13 protein-coding genes are annotated in these 15,061 nt (G+C 46.0%); all 13 read left to right on the top strand.

Annotated elements, in window-relative coordinates:
* Positions 1-12 precede the first annotated feature (12 nt).
* Positions 13-2,427, top strand: a complete 2,415-nt coding sequence (gene bamA, locus OU793_RS00135) for an outer membrane protein assembly factor BamA (RefSeq protein WP_005456717.1) — start codon at positions 13-15, stop codon at positions 2,425-2,427.
* A 13-nt stretch (positions 2,428-2,440) separates the two neighbouring features.
* Positions 2,441-2,950, top strand: coding sequence for an OmpH family outer membrane protein (locus tag OU793_RS00130; RefSeq protein WP_274647714.1), 510 nt, complete (start codon positions 2,441-2,443; stop codon positions 2,948-2,950).
* A 6-nt stretch (positions 2,951-2,956) separates the two neighbouring features.
* On the top strand, positions 2,957-3,988 hold the full coding sequence (lpxD, locus tag OU793_RS00125; RefSeq protein ID WP_015297139.1) for a UDP-3-O-(3-hydroxymyristoyl)glucosamine N-acyltransferase: 1,032 nt from the start codon (positions 2,957-2,959) through the stop codon (positions 3,986-3,988).
* A gap of 171 nt (positions 3,989-4,159) precedes the next feature.
* Positions 4,160-4,612: a 3-hydroxyacyl-ACP dehydratase FabZ gene (gene fabZ, locus OU793_RS00120; RefSeq protein ID WP_005456699.1), complete on the top strand. Its 453-nt coding sequence runs from the start codon at positions 4,160-4,162 to the stop codon at positions 4,610-4,612.
* A gap of 1 nt (position 4,613) precedes the next feature.
* Entirely contained in the window at positions 4,614-5,402 is a 789-nt protein-coding gene (gene lpxA, locus OU793_RS00115; RefSeq protein ID WP_005456706.1) for an acyl-ACP--UDP-N-acetylglucosamine O-acyltransferase, read from the top strand.
* Positions 5,403-5,512: 110 nt separating this feature from the next.
* A complete protein-coding gene (gene lpxB / locus OU793_RS00110; protein ID WP_005456712.1) occupies positions 5,513-6,652 on the top strand; it encodes a lipid-A-disaccharide synthase in 1,140 nt (379 codons plus the stop codon).
* A 9-nt stretch (positions 6,653-6,661) separates the two neighbouring features.
* On the top strand, positions 6,662-7,264 hold the full coding sequence (gene rnhB / locus OU793_RS00105) for a ribonuclease HII (protein ID WP_274647713.1): 603 nt from the start codon (positions 6,662-6,664) through the stop codon (positions 7,262-7,264).
* A gap of 82 nt (positions 7,265-7,346) precedes the next feature.
* Entirely contained in the window at positions 7,347-10,826 is a 3,480-nt protein-coding gene (dnaE, locus tag OU793_RS00100) for a DNA polymerase III subunit alpha (protein WP_159404038.1), read from the top strand.
* A 47-nt stretch (positions 10,827-10,873) separates the two neighbouring features.
* Entirely contained in the window at positions 10,874-11,833 is a 960-nt protein-coding gene (gene accA / locus OU793_RS00095; RefSeq protein ID WP_005480969.1) for an acetyl-CoA carboxylase carboxyl transferase subunit alpha, read from the top strand.
* Between the two features lie 76 nt (positions 11,834-11,909).
* Positions 11,910-13,226 (top strand): tRNA lysidine(34) synthetase TilS, encoded by a 1,317-nt coding sequence (tilS, locus tag OU793_RS00090; RefSeq protein WP_159404039.1) that lies wholly within the window; start codon positions 11,910-11,912, stop codon positions 13,224-13,226.
* Between the two features lie 56 nt (positions 13,227-13,282).
* Entirely contained in the window at positions 13,283-13,594 is a 312-nt protein-coding gene (locus tag OU793_RS00085) for a cytochrome c (protein WP_005494285.1), read from the top strand.
* Between the two features lie 188 nt (positions 13,595-13,782).
* Positions 13,783-14,121 (top strand): nitrogen regulatory protein P-II, encoded by a 339-nt coding sequence (glnB, locus tag OU793_RS00080; protein WP_005436810.1) that lies wholly within the window; start codon positions 13,783-13,785, stop codon positions 14,119-14,121.
* A gap of 86 nt (positions 14,122-14,207) precedes the next feature.
* Positions 14,208-15,053 (top strand): endonuclease/exonuclease/phosphatase family protein, encoded by an 846-nt coding sequence (locus OU793_RS00075; RefSeq protein ID WP_020838642.1) that lies wholly within the window; start codon positions 14,208-14,210, stop codon positions 15,051-15,053.
* Positions 15,054-15,061 lie beyond the last annotated feature (8 nt).

Genomic DNA, 15,061 nt, shown 5'->3' with positions numbered 1-15,061 from the left:
ATTAGAACAAGTATGGCGATTAAGCGAATTCTGTTTGCAAGTTTACTGGCGACCAGTGTATCTGCAAACGGAGCAGAGAACTTCGTAGTTCAAGATATTGAAATCGATGGATTGCAGCGTGTAGCACTTGGTGCGGCGTTGCTAAAAATGCCTGTACGTGTCGGTGATACCATTGACCAAGGCGATGTTGCAGAGATTATCCGCGCACTGTACGCATCTGGTAACTTCGAAGATGTTAAAGTGCTGCGTGATGGTGGCGTGTTGATGGTTCAAGTGAAAGAGCGTCCAACTATCGCAAGCATCTCATTCTCAGGCAACAAAGCGATCAAGGACGAGCAGCTACAAGAAAACCTGAATGCATCTGGCGTTCGTGAAGGTGAAGCGCTTGACCGTACTACGCTAAGTAACATCGAAAAAGGCTTGGAAGATTTTTACTACAGTGTTGGTAAGTACAACGCAACAGTGAAAGCGGTTGTGACTCCATTGCCACGTAACCGTTCTGACTTGAAATTTGTCTTCACGGAAGGCGTGTCGGCAAAAATTCAGCAAATCAACTTTATCGGTAATGAAGTCTTTTCGGATGAAGAACTTCTTTCTCGTTTCAACTTGAACGTTGATGTGCCATGGTGGAATTTCCTCGCGGACGAAAAATACCAAAAGCAAGTGCTTGCTGGTGATATCGAAGCGCTGAAGTCATTCTATCTTGACCGCGGCTACCTGAAATTTAACGTTGATTCTACACAAGTTGCGATCTCTCCTGACAAGAAAGGGGTATACATTACTCTTGGCTTGGAAGAGGGCGAAGTGTACACCGTTAAAGATGTAAAATTCCGCGGTGACCTGATTGGTGAAGAAGCGACCTTCGAACGACTCGTTCCATTCGAAGACAATGAAACGTACAACGGTTCTCTTGTGACTTCGATGGAAGAAGGCATCAAGCGTGTGCTTGGTGAATCTGGCTACGCTTACCCTCAAGTAAACACCATCCCTGAATTTGACGATGAAAACAAACAAGTCTCCTTGGTTGTGAATGTTGATCCAGGTAATCGAATTTACGTTCGCGACATTCGTTTTACTGGTAATAACTCAACGAAAGATGAAGTATTGCGTCGTGAAATGCGCCAAATGGAAGGCAGCTGGCTAAACTCCAAGTCGATTGAAACTGGTAAGACACGTCTTAACCGTCTTGGCTATTTTGAAAACGTAGAAGTACAAACGGTTCGTGTACCAGGTAGTGATGATCAAGTTGATCTGGTTTACTCGGTTAAAGAAGCGAACTCAGGTAGCGTAAACTTTGGTGTTGGCTACGGTACCGAATCGGGCGTCAGCTTCCAAGTTGGTCTGCAACAAGACAACTTCTTAGGTAGCGGTAACCGCGTTGGTATTAACGCGATGATGAACGACTATCAAAAGAACGTGAGCTTAGACTACCGCGACCCATACTGGAACCTTGATGGTGTAAGCTTGGGCGGTAAGATTTTCTACGATGAATTTGAAGCATCGGAAGCGGGTATCGTTGACTATACCAACCAAAGTTATGGTGCAAGTTTGACATGGGGTTTCCCATTTGATGAACTGAACCGTTTTGAATTCGGCGTTGGTTATACCCACAACAAGATCGGTAACTTGTCACCTTACTTGCAGGTAGAGCAATTCTTGCAAGCTCAAGCAGACAATATCGACTCAAGCGGTGCGTTAAACACCAACGACTTTGATTTCAATATCTCTTGGACTCGTAACAACCTGAACCGAGGTTATTTCCCGACAGCGGGTAACCACCAACGTGCATTCTACAAGATGACCGTACCTGGCTCTGACGTTCAATACTTCAAAATGCAGTACGATGTGCGTCAGTACGTGCCTTTGACTAAGAAGCATGAGTTCACGCTCTTGTTCCGTGGTCGCTTAGGTTATGGTAACGGTTACGGTCAGACGGATGGCAACGATAACTTGTTCCCATTCTACGAAAACTATTACGCAGGTGGCTTTACGACACTACGTGGTTTCGGCTCTAACAGCGTAGGTCCGAAAGCGGTTTATCGTGATTACTCTGGCTCGAACAATGGTGCTGATACTGCTACAGACGATTCTGTTGGTGGTAACGCCGTAGCGCTAGCAAGTATCGAGCTGATTGTTCCTACACCATTTGCGTCGGACGAAGTTCGCAACCAAATTCGAACCAGTATTTTCTTCGATATGGCAAGTATTTGGGATACCGAGTTTGACTATCGCGACTCTGGTGCAGAATATGGTGACCGTTACTACTACGATTACTCAGATCCAACCAACTACCGTTCATCTTATGGTGCGGCGTTGCAGTGGATGTCTCCAATGGGGCCTCTAGTATTCTCACTAGCGAAACCAATTAAGAAATTTGATGGCGATGATGAAGAGTTCTTCACATTCACTATCGGTAGAACTTTCTAAAGAGGAAAATATTTTGAATAAAATGATCAAAGCGGCTGGGATTGGCCTTCTTGTACTGAGCTCTTCAATGTTTGCAAACGCAGCCGAAGCTGCACAGAAAATCGCTTACGTAAACACTGCTCAAGTTTTCCAAGCTCTTCCTCAACGTGAAGTCGTTCTACAAAAAATGCAGAAAGACTTTAAGAGCAAAGCTGATGAGCTGAAATCAATTCAAGCGCAAGTTAAAACCAAGATTGAAAAACTACAACGTGATGGTGAGCTTCTAGGTCAGGAAGAAATTGAGAAATTGCGTATCGACATCGCTAAGCTAGACAGCGAATACAAAGTAAAAGCTCAAGCTCTAGAGAAAGCAAGCGCTCGTCGTGAAGCAGAAGAGAAAGCGAAGCTATTCAAAACAATCCAAGATGCTGTGAAGAAAGTAGCAGACAAAAAAGGTTACGACCTAGTTATTGATATTTCTGCACTGCAATACGGCAAACCAGAATACAATATCTCAGAAGATGTAATTAAAGCTCTAAAATAAGAAGTTATGAAAAAATTGACATTAGCCGAGTTGGCGACAATTACCGGGGGTGAGCTATTTGGTGACGAGTCACTCGTCGTTGGCCGTGTAGCTCCAATGGATAAAGCGCAAGAAGGTGACGTGACTTTCTTGTCTAACCCAAAATACGCAAAGCATCTATCTGAATGTAAAGCAACAGTGGTGATGGTGAAGGCAGAGCATAAGGACCAGTGTGCTGGTAATGCACTTGTCGTTGCTGACCCTTATGTTGCATTCGCTCGTGTTGTTCAGGCTATGGATACCACACCAAAACCTGCTGAAGACATTGCACCGAGTGCAGTGATTGCATCCGATGTGAAGATGGGTGAAAACGTTGCAATTGGCGCAAACGCGGTTATTGAAACGGGAGTTGAACTGGGTGATAACGTTGTTATCGGCGCAGGTTGCTTTATCGGTAAAAACGCGAAGCTGGGGAACAACACCAAGCTTTGGGCTAATGTGACAATTTATCATGAAGTATCATTGGGCGATGACTGTCTGGTTCAATCTGGCACAGTCATTGGCTCTGACGGTTTTGGTTATGCGAACGATAAAGGCGAGTGGATTAAAATTCCTCAGCTTGGTTCTGTGCGCATTGGTAACCGCGTCGAGATTGGTGCATGTACTACGATTGACCGTGGCGCACTTGAAGACACCATTATTGAAGACAATGTGATTCTTGATAACCAACTTCAAATCGCACATAACGTGCAGATCGGATATGGTACCGTGATGCCAGGTGGTACTATTGTTGCCGGCAGTACTAAAATTGGTAAGTACTGTCAGATCGGCGGCGCGTCGGTTCTAAATGGCCACATCACTATCGCAGATGGTGTTGCCATCACCGGTATGGGCATGGTAATGCGCAGTATCGAAGAAAAGGGTCTTTATTCATCAGGTATCCCATTACAGACGAACCGAGAATGGCGCAAGACGGCAACTCGTGTTCACCGTATTGACGAGATGAACAAACGCTTGAAAGCTGTTGAAAAACAGCTGGAGCAGAAAGAAGAATCTTAGTTCCATATTCTGAACAAAGACTCGCGAAATGCGGGTCTTTTTCTTCTATAATGACGCGCTATTAGTAGATTTATTATCAAGCTGGTATACACTTTGCAGGCATTCCCCAGTTTGCGGCCTTTGCCGCTGCCTTGCCATCTTGGTTAAGAGAATTGATATAGGAAGACGACTTTGACTACTGAAAAGAAAACGATGAACATCTCTGAAATTCAAGAGCTACTACCTCATCGCTACCCATTCTTATTGATCGACCGAGTGATTGACTTCCAAGAAGCGAAGTACCTTCACGCAATTAAAAATGTGTCGGTTAACGAACCTCAGTTCACAGGTCACTTTCCTCAACTACCAGTATTCCCAGGTGTGTTGATTCTGGAAGCTATGGCTCAGGCTACTGGCCTACTAGCATTTAAATCATTTGGTGCACCGACAGAAAACGAGTTGTACTACTTTGCGAGTGTAGACGGCGCGAAATTCCGTAAACCTGTGGTTCCTGGTGACCAAATGGTTATTGAAGTTGAATTTCTAAAAGAGCGTCGTGGCATTGCTGCATTTAGCGGTGTAGCAAAAGTAGACGGCGAAGTAGTGTGTTCAGCAGAGCTGAAGTGTGCTCGTCGAGAGTTTTAATATGATTCATGAAACCGCTAAAATCCACCCAGCTGCGGTGGTAGAAGAAGGCGCAAAAATTGGCGCTAACGTGACGGTTGGTCCTTTTACCTATATCACCTCAACGGTGGAGATTGGTGAAGGTACTGAAGTCATGTCTCACGTAGTAATCAAAGGCCATACCAAAATTGGTAAAGATAACCGTATTTTCCCACATGCAGTGATTGGTGAAGAAAACCAGGACAAGAAGTATGGTGGCGAAGATACAACCGTGGTTATCGGTGACCGTAATGTGATTCGCGAAGCGGTTCAGGTTCATCGTGGTACTGTGCAAGACAAAGCGACAACAGTGATTGGCGACGACAACCTACTGTGCGTGAATGCGCACATCGCGCATGACGTCGTAGTAGGCAACCATACTCACATTGGTAACAATGCGATTCTAGGTGGCCATGTAACAGTAGAAGATCACGCTGGTGTAATGGCACTTTCTGCTATTCACCCATTCTGTACGGTAGGCGCTTATGCATACGTTGGTGGTTGTTCTGCGGTTGTTCAGGACGTACCTGCTTACGTACTTGCTCAAGGTAACCATGCTACGCCGTTTGGTTTGAACCTAGTTGGCTTGAAGCGCAATGGTTTTGAGAAACCAGAAATTCGAGCACTACAAAAAGCGTACAAAGAAATTTACCGCTCTGGTAAAACGCTAGAAGAAGTGAAACCAATTCTTGCAGAAATGGCACAAGAATGGCCTGCAGTGAAGCGTTTTTCTGACATTCTAGAAACAACGGAACGTGGTATCATTCGTTAATTCACGAATGAATCAATAAGTGGAAAAGATCGCGCCCAATTAGGGCTGCGGTCTTTTTGTGTTTTATGGATAAGGAATCCCTTATCCATAGTACATAGGGCGAAATCGATATGGAAAAACCATTACGTATTGGCATCATTGCTGGCGAGTTATCTGGTGACACGCTAGGGGAAGGCTTTATCAAGGCAGTGAAAGAACGATACCCGAATGCAGAGTTCGTTGGCATCGGTGGGCCAAAGATGATCGCGCAAGGCTGTGAATCTCTTTTTGATATGGAAGAGTTAGCTGTAATGGGTTTAGTTGAAGTGCTTGGACGATTACCTCGTTTGTTAAAAGTAAAAGCTGAGCTTGTTAAGTACTTCACCCAGAACCCGCCAGATGTTTTTGTCGGTATTGATGCGCCAGATTTTAACTTGCGTCTAGAGTTAGATTTAAAGCAAGCAGGCATTAAAACCGTGCACTACGTGAGCCCTTCAGTATGGGCGTGGCGTCAAAAGCGTATCTTCAAAATCGAGGCTGCGACCAACCTGGTACTGGCTTTTCTACCGTTTGAAAAGGCGTTTTACGATAAATTTAACGTGCCTTGTGAGTTTATCGGCCACACCTTAGCGGATGCTATTCCTTTGCAATCTGAGCAAGCGCCTGCGCGAGATCTGCTAGGACTTGAACAAGACAAAAAATGGTTAGCAGTTTTACCGGGTAGCCGTGGTAGTGAGCTCAAGATGCTCTCTCAACCATTCATTGAGACGTGCAAGCTTCTGCACCAAAAATACCCAGGTTTGGGCTTTGTAGTTGCGCTAGTTAATCAAAAACGTCGAGAGCAATTTGAGCAAGCGTGGAAAGAGCATGCGCCCGAGCTTGATTTCAAATTGGTGGATGATACGGCTCGCAATGTTATTACAGCCTCTGATGCGGTAATGCTAGCATCTGGAACGGTAGCGTTAGAGTGCATGTTGCTTAAACGTCCTATGGTTGTTGGCTATCGCGTCAATGCCTTTACCGCCTTTCTGGCCAAGCGCCTATTGAAAACTAAGTACGTGTCACTACCCAATATTCTCGCAGATGACGAACTGGTTAAAGAGTATCTTCAAGACGATTGCACACCAGACAACTTGTTCAATGAAGTTTCTCGTTTGCTAGAGAGTGATAATAAGCCAATGCTTGATAAGTTCACCGAAATGCATCATTGGATTCGTAAAGACGCGGATCAACAAGCTGCGAATGCAGTATTGAAATTGATTGAAAAATAGAGAAGTACCATGGTCGCGAAAGCAAAAACGACAAAAGCAAAAGTAGAGCTCCCTCCGTTTGAATACCCACAAGGTTACCAATTGATCGCCGGAGTCGATGAAGTTGGACGCGGCCCTTTGGTTGGAGATGTCGTCACCGCTGCAGTTATCCTCGATCCCAATAACCCAATCGAAGGCTTGAATGACTCTAAGAAGCTGAGCGAGAAAACAGCGCTAGCGTGGGCGGTAGGCCGTTGCTCTCCCGAAGAGATTGATGAACTGAATATTCTGCAAGCTACCATGGTTGCCATGCAACGTGCGATTGCGGGATTGAAGGTACAGCCTGATTTAGCGCTGATCGATGGTAATCGTTGCCCTGAGCTACCGATGGATTCTCAAGCTGTGGTGAAAGGCGATTTACGAGTGGCTGAAATCAGTGCCGCTTCCATCATTGCTAAAGTTGTGCGTGACCAAGAGATGGAAGAGCTGGATAAACAATATCCGCAATTCGGCTTTGCGAAGCACAAAGGTTATCCAACCAAAGCGCACTTTGAAGCAATTGAGCAACATGGTGTGATAAGCGAGCACCGTAAGAGCTTCAAACCAGTAAAGAAAGCTTTAGGCTTAGATTAATAAATTGGGCGGATTGGTGTTATAAACCCAGCCCCCTTTAGGTTAGAATCCCAAACAAAATAGAGTTACACGGTACCTGTTAATGTCAGATCCCAAGTTCGTCCACCTTCGTATTCACAGTGATTTCTCGATGGTGGATGGTATCAATAAAGTTCCACCGATAGTCAAGAAAGTCGCCGAGCTTGGTATGCCTGCCATGGCTTTGACTGACTTCACCAACTTATGTGGTTTGGTGAAGTTTTATGGCACAGCGCATGGCTCCGGCGTTAAACCGATCATCGGTGCAGATTTCAAAATGCAATCTGATGAATTTGGTGAAGAACTGACCCAGCTGACAGTACTTGCTGCCGACAATGCAGGTTACAAGAACCTCACGTTACTGATTTCCAAAGCGTATTTACGTGGCCACGTTCAGCACCAACCTGTGATTGACAGGGAGTGGCTGGCCGAGATGTCAGAAGGCTTAATCGTTCTCTCTGGTGCTAAAAATGGCGATATCGGCAAAGCGCTGCTTAAAGGTAACCGTAAACTGGTTGAAAGCTGTGTAGAGTTTTACAAACAGCATTTCCCGGACCGTTTCTATCTAGAATTGATTCGTACAGACCGTCCGGATGAAGAGACGTACTTGCACTTTGCCATCGATCTCGCTGAGCAACATGACTTGCCCGTGGTCGCGACAAACGAAGTGGTTTTCCTAAGTGCAGACCTTTTCGATGCGCACGAGATTCGTGTTGCGATTCATGATGGTTACACATTAGAAGATCCACGCCGACCAAAAAATTACAGCCCGCAGCAGTACCTTCGCACTGAAGAGGAAATGTGTGAGCTGTTTGCTGATATTCCAGAAGCGCTAGAAAACAGTGTCGAGATCGCCAAGCGTTGTAACGTGACCGTTCGTTTGGGTGAATACTTCTTGCCAGCCTTCCCAACAGAAGGGATGGAAGAAACTGAATTCTTGGTCATGAAGTCGCGAGAAGGTTTGGAAGAGCGTCTAGAGTTCCTATTCCCTAATGAAGAAGAGCGCAAAAAGCGCCGTCCAGAATACGACGAGCGTTTACAAATCGAACTCGACGTAATCAACCAAATGGGGTTCCCAGGCTACTTCTTGATCGTAATGGAGTTCATCCAGTGGTCGAAAGACAACGCGATTCCAGTCGGTCCTGGTCGTGGTTCGGGTGCCGGTTCTTTGGTGGCCTACGCGCTGAAAATCACCGATCTTGATCCGCTTGAATATGACTTGCTCTTCGAACGTTTCTTGAACCCAGAACGTGTATCCATGCCCGATTTCGACGTCGACTTTTGTATGGATAAGCGTGACCAAGTGATTGATCACGTTGCCGAAATGTACGGTCGCGATGCCGTATCTCAGATCATCACATTCGGTACGATGGCGGCGAAAGCGGTAATCCGTGACGTTGGTCGTGTTCTTGGTCACCCATTTGGTTTCGTTGACCGTATTTCGAAACTGGTTCCGCCAGATCCAGGTATGACGCTAGAAAAAGCGTTTAAAGCCGAGCCTGCTCTGCCTGAGCTTTATGAGGCCGATGAGGAAGTTAAAGAACTCATCGATATGTGTCGCCTATTAGAAGGTTGTACACGTAACGCCGGTAAGCACGCGGGTGGTGTTGTAATTTCACCAACCACGATTACAGACTTTGCGCCAATTTATGCGGATGCGGAAGGGCATTTCCCCGTAACTCAGTTTGATAAGAACGACGTAGAAACTGCTGGTCTGGTTAAGTTTGACTTCTTGGGCCTACGTACTCTAACCATTATCGACTGGGCATTAGGGTTGATTAACCCGCGCTTGGAGAAGGAAGGTAAACCTCCTGTTCGTATCGAGTCGATACCTTTGGAAGATCCGGCTTCGTTTCGCTTACTCCAAAACTCAGAGACCACTGCGGTATTCCAGCTTGAATCGCGTGGTATGAAAGAGCTGATCAAACGACTTCAGCCTGACTGTTTTGAAGACATCATCGCATTGGTGGCCTTGTTCCGTCCGGGTCCGTTGCAATCGGGCATGGTAGATAACTTTATCGACCGTAAACATGGCCGAGAAGCGATCTCTTACCCCGATGAAAAGTGGCAACACGAGTCACTAAAAGAAATCCTCGATCCGACGTACGGCATCATTCTGTATCAAGAACAGGTAATGCAGATTGCGCAGGTTTTGTCTGGCTACACCCTTGGTGGTGCGGACATGCTGCGTCGTGCGATGGGTAAGAAAAAGCCGGAAGAAATGGCCAAGCAGCGTGCAACCTTCGAAGAAGGGGCAGTGAAGAACGGTGTTGATGGCGAGTTGGCGATGAAAATCTTCGACTTGGTAGAAAAGTTCGCAGGTTACGGTTTTAACAAATCGCACTCAGCGGCTTACGCACTGGTTTCTTACCAAACGCTGTGGCTTAAAACGCACTATCCAGCTGAATTCATGGCGGCGGTAATGACAGCCGATATGGATAACACCGAAAAAGTAGTTGGTCTGGTGGACGAATGTTTCCGCATGAAACTCACCGTGTTGCCGCCAGACATCAACTCCGGTTTATACCGTTTCAACGTTGATGAAAACGGTGCGATTGTATACGGTATCGGTGCAATCAAAGGTGTGGGTGAAGGCCCTATCGATGCGATACTAGAAGCACGAAACAAAGGTGGTCACTTTAAAGACCTATTTGATTTCTGTGCTCGTATCGATCTCAAACGTGTTAACAAACGCGTCATCGAAAAGCTGATTTATGCAGGTGCACTTGACCGACTTGGCCCTCATCGAGCGGCGATGATGGCGTCACTGAACGATGCCGTTAAAGCGGCCAGCCAACATCACCAAGCAGAGGCCTTTGGCCAAGGCGATATGTTTGGTGTGTTGACCGATGCACCAGAAGAAGTTGAGAATAAATACACGCAAGTGCCACCATGGCCAGAAAAGGTTTGGCTAGAAGGGGAGCGCGAAACTCTCGGTTTATATTTGACCGGGCACCCCATTAACGCGTATTTAAAGGAACTAAACAAATACACCAGTTGTCGACTAAAGGACGCGACCCCAACACGTCGCGATCAATCGGTAACGGTAGCAGGTTTAGTTATTGCTGCGCGAGTGATGACAACCAAGCGAGGTACTCGCATTGGTATCATGACGTTGGACGACCGAAGTGGTCGAATGGAAGTAATGCTGTTCTCCGATGCACTTGATCGGTATGCTGAACTTCTCGAAAAAGACAGAATTTTGGTGGTTTCGGGACAGGTCAGCTTTGATGACTTCAACGGTGGCCTTAAAATGTCGGCGCGTGAAGTTATGGATCTCGGCAGCGCGCGCGAAAAATACGCACGTGGTCTGTCGGTATCAATTGATGCGAACCAGATCAATGATCAATTCTTTGAGCAGTTTAGTCGTATTTTAGAACCGCACAAAGCCGGAACCGTACCCGTCAATGTATACTACCAGCGTGCCGACGCCAGAGCGCGGTTAACATTGGGCACCGAATGGCGAGTAACGCCAAGTGATACATTAATAGACGATTTAAAACAGTTGCTTGGCAAAAGCCAGGTAGAACTCGAATTTAACTAAAAAATTCAGCGCAATATGTCAGACGCTGAGTCAACAAGGATTCATAGATGAGCCTAAACTTTCTTGAATTTGAAAAGCCAATTGCAGAACTAGAAGCGAAAATCGAAGCACTACGTGACGTATCACGTCATGGTGGTGATTCTGCAATTGACCTGGATAAAGAAATCGAACAGCTTGAGAAGAAGAGCCTAGAACTTAAGAAGAAGATCTTCAGCGACCTAGGTGCATGGGAAACAGCTCAACTGGCTCGTCACCCACTACGTCCGTACACGCTTGATTACGTTCAACACGTATTTGAAGAGTTTGACGAACTCGCGGGTGACCGCGCATTCGCAGACGACAAAGCGATTGTCGGTGGTATTGCACGTCTTGAAGGTCGTCCTGTGATGATCATTGGTCACCAAAAAGGCCGTGAGACAAAAGAAAAAGTACGACGTAACTTTGGCATGCCAAAGCCAGAAGGTTACCGCAAAGCACTACGTTTGATGGAAATGGCCGAGCGTTTCAACATGCCAATCATCACATTCATTGACACAGCTGGGGCATACCCAGGTGTTGGTGCAGAAGAGCGTGGTCAATCTGAAGCTATCGCGAAAAACCTAAAAGTGATGTCTGGCCTTAAAGTTCCAGTAATCTGTAACGTTGTAGGTGAAGGTGGTTCAGGCGGTGCACTAGCTATTGGTGTAGGCGACTACGTGAACATGCTTCAGTACTCTACGTACTCAGTAATTTCTCCAGAAGGTTGTGCTTCAATCCTATGGCGTGATTCTGACAAAGCGCCTCAAGCAGCAGAAGCAATGGGTCTAACTGCTCCTCGCCTTAAAGAACTTGAGCTAATTGATGAGATCATCGAAGAGCCACTAGGTGGCGCGCACCGCGATCACGTTAAAATGGCTGAAAACATGAAAGCGACGCTACTTCGTCAGCTAGAAGATCTTGAGCAGCTAGATGAAGAATCGCTACGTGAACGCCGTTACCAACGTCTAATGAACTATGGTTACTGCTGATATCTCGCGAGATAACGGATAAAATAGAAAGGGTTGGACATATGTCTAACCCTTTTTTGTACCTATCGGATCGCTTATGGAATCGCTTTACCAGCAGTTTTCTCATGTATTGAACACCTATTTTCAACCTCAAACGAAGGTCGTTGTCGCGTTTAGTGGTGGTGTGGACTCGCGCTTGTTACTTGAGTTACTTCGCCGTTATCGAGAAGAAAACTCCCTCTCTTGCCACGCGGTTTATGTTCATCATGGTTTGAGTGAAAATGCGGACATTTGGGCCGATAAGTGTCAAGTATGGGCGAAACAAGCAGGTATTTCGTGCTCGGTAGAGCGTGTGAACCTAGATACCAATAGTGGTGAGAGCATTGAATCGCTGGCACGTGAAGCGCGCTATGAAGCTCTGGCTCGTCATATCAATCGTGGCGACTTATTGCTAACAGGTCAGCATGCCGACGACCAAGTCGAAACATTTTTACTCGCGTTGAAACGTGGAAGTGGACCTAAGGGCTTATCTTCGATGGCAGAAAGTATGCCGTTTGCTGGTGGCACATTAGTTCGTCCGCTACTTAACACCAAGCGCGAGCAGATAGAAGCGACGGCGAAGAACATTGGTTTGGAATGGGTAGAAGACGAAAGTAACCAAGACACGCGCTACGATCGAAATTTTTTACGTCATCGTATCGTCCCTGAGTTGTCTGAGCGTTGGCCGAGTATTCATCAAGCCGTGCAACGAAGCGCAAGCTTATGTGCTCAGCAAGAATCGTTATTGGATGAGCTCCTAGGTTCGGTGTTTGCGCGTGCTCTACAGGCGGATTTGAGCTTAAGTATTGATGAGTTAGCTATCCATAGTGAATTAGCTCAAGCGCGTTTGATTCGTATGTGGTTGAGTAAATTGAATGCCAATATGCCGAGTCAAACTCAATTGCGCTTGATTTGGCAAGAAGTGGCATTGGCGCAACAAGATGCCAATCCAAAGCTTAAACTCAAACAAGGAGAGATCCGACGCTTCCAAAACAAATTGTACTGGGTTACGCCTCATGTCGATGTGACGAGTTGGCAAGGCCATATCCAAATCGATGAGCCACTGGTTTTACCTGAGAGTTTGGGAACGTTAACGCTTAGTACGGGTTCTCATCAGCCAAATATTTCGCTGCCATCGCACCCCGAGTTATTGAGGGTTACTTTCAATCCCGAAGGTTTGGCGGCACACCCCACAACACGTAATCGCAGTCGTAAACTGAAAAAGTTGTTCCAAGAATACAATGTGCCAAGCTGGTTACGTCGTCAGATCCCGATTTTGATGTACAAAGACCAAGTTGTTGCAGTCGCAGACTTGTTTGTGGATCAAACATTTAGTGGCCAAGACTGTGAACTCATTTGGCGCAAGCCTTTGTAATTCATGTCACAATATCGACCATAACTATCTCAAATAAAAAACGATTAGGTGAAGCAATGAAGAAAGTAATGATCGGTGCAGTGGCTGCACTAACCATGTTGAGTGGCCAAGCTCTGGCGGGTGATGCCGCTGCGGGACAAGCTAAAGCTGCAGTATGTGCGGCATGTCATGGCGCAGACGGTAACGCGACGATTCCAGGCTACCCAAATTTGAAAGGGCAAAACGAGCAGTACATCGTGAGCTCAATCAAAGCTTACAAAAACAAAGAACGTAGCGGTGGTCTTGCTGCAGTAATGCAGGCTCAGGCGTCGCTGCTTTCTGATGACGATATTGCAAACCTTGCCGCTTACTACTCAAGTTTGAAGTAAGTAAAAAGCGCATTAACACGTCGTTATCTTATATCTACAAACCAGAGCATTGCTCTGGTTTTGTTTTATCTCGAGTTAATAAACCTTATTGAGCTCAGGATTTTAGCTGATGAACCAGAGACAAACATTGAATGTTATGAGACGCTAAACGATAATATGCGCAAACGATTGAAGCTTAAGGGATGAACATGAAAAAGATTGAAGCGATTATCAAGCCATTTAAATTGGATGATGTTCGAGAAGCACTTGCTGAAGTAGGCATCACAGGGATGACCGTTTCTGAAGTGAAAGGTTTTGGTCGTCAGAAAGGCCACACTGAGCTATACCGCGGTGCGGAATACATGGTGGACTTCCTACCGAAAGTGAAACTGGAAATTGTTGTTACTGAAGATGTAGCAGACAAATGCGTAGAAACCATCATCGAAACCGCGCAAACAGGTAAGATTGGCGATGGTAAAATTTTCGTAACGGATGTTGAGCGTGTGGTTCGTATCCGTACTGGTGAAGAAGACGAAGACGCGATTTAAGATTTCACTACAATTGCATTTTTGATTAAGCTAAAAGGGAGCCCAATAAGGCTCCTTTTTTATTTCATGCATTCAGGTACGCTCTCATGTTTAAGCGTTTTGTTCTCTCTTTAGCCTTTCTAATCATGGCTACGGTAGTGAGTTTTCAAGTCATCTTTACCGTGCCAGAACACCCACAGATCATCACACAAACTGGTTCTGAAATTACCGAAGATATTCGATGTATAGAGTTTAGCGGAGCAAAAGCTCTGGACGATAACGGTGAACTCAACCTTTTAGTTTGGAACATCTACAAGCAAAATCGCGCTAACTGGCAATCTGAGCTGGAGTTGTTCTCGGCAGATAAGCAATTGTTATTGCTGCAAGAAGCCAGCATGACAGACAGTTTTAAACAATGGTTGGTAGATGGCAGCTGGGTCAGCAACCAAGTCAGCGCGTTTAAAGCGTTAGGCAGCGGAGCTGGCGTGATTAGTATTGCTCAAAAGCAGCCAATTAAAGCATGCGCGTACACGTCAAAAGAACCGTGGTTGCGTTTGCCAAAATCGGCGTTGTACAGCCAGTATCGTTTAAGTAATGGTGAGAGCTTGGCCGTTATCAATGTGCATGCGATCAACTTTACCGTTGGAACGGAAGAATATACTTCGCAACTTTCTGCGCTTGAGACGCTACTTAAACAACACAGCGGGCCAATCGTATTTGCTGGTGATTTTAATAGTTGGAGTGAATATCGGATTACGGCCATGAAGCAGGCCCTGAGGGAAGCAAATTTGAGAGAAGTACAGTTCTCGCCAGATCATCGTACGCAGTTTATTACGGGCTTGCCGCTAGACCATGTGTTCTACCGCGGATTAACGCTGAAAAATGCGAAAGCGCCGCAGAGCGACGCTTCCGATCATAATCCATTACTGGTGTCGTTTACGCTTAACGATTAGCGTTAGTC

The sequence above is a fragment of the Vibrio sp. VP6 genome, assembly GCF_028823755.1.
Taxonomy (GTDB): domain Bacteria; phylum Pseudomonadota; class Gammaproteobacteria; order Enterobacterales; family Vibrionaceae; genus Vibrio; species Vibrio parahaemolyticus.
The sequence above is the reverse complement of the archived record's forward strand: the minus strand, read 5'-3'. Positions and strand labels throughout refer to the sequence as shown.

Bases quoted from the DNA above. Each gene is read 5' to 3' on its own strand.
- lpxB (WP_005456712.1), top strand. From the start codon at position 5,513: ATGGAAAAACCATTACGTATTGGCATCATTGCTGGCGAGTTATCTGGT.
- lpxD (WP_015297139.1), top strand. From the start codon at position 2,957: ATGAAAAAATTGACATTAGCCGAGTTGGCGACAATTACCGGGGGTGAG.
- OU793_RS00075 (WP_020838642.1), top strand. From the start codon at position 14,208: ATGTTTAAGCGTTTTGTTCTCTCTTTAGCCTTTCTAATCATGGCTACG.
- bamA (WP_005456717.1), top strand. From the start codon at position 13: ATGGCGATTAAGCGAATTCTGTTTGCAAGTTTACTGGCGACCAGTGTA.
- glnB (WP_005436810.1), top strand. From the start codon at position 13,783: ATGAAAAAGATTGAAGCGATTATCAAGCCATTTAAATTGGATGATGTT.
- rnhB (WP_274647713.1), top strand. From the start codon at position 6,662: ATGGTCGCGAAAGCAAAAACGACAAAAGCAAAAGTAGAGCTCCCTCCG.
- dnaE (WP_159404038.1), top strand. From the start codon at position 7,347: ATGTCAGATCCCAAGTTCGTCCACCTTCGTATTCACAGTGATTTCTCG.
- OU793_RS00085 (WP_005494285.1), top strand. From the start codon at position 13,283: ATGAAGAAAGTAATGATCGGTGCAGTGGCTGCACTAACCATGTTGAGT.
- accA (WP_005480969.1), top strand. From the start codon at position 10,874: ATGAGCCTAAACTTTCTTGAATTTGAAAAGCCAATTGCAGAACTAGAA.
- lpxA (WP_005456706.1), top strand. From the start codon at position 4,614: ATGATTCATGAAACCGCTAAAATCCACCCAGCTGCGGTGGTAGAAGAA.
- tilS (WP_159404039.1), top strand. From the start codon at position 11,910: ATGGAATCGCTTTACCAGCAGTTTTCTCATGTATTGAACACCTATTTT.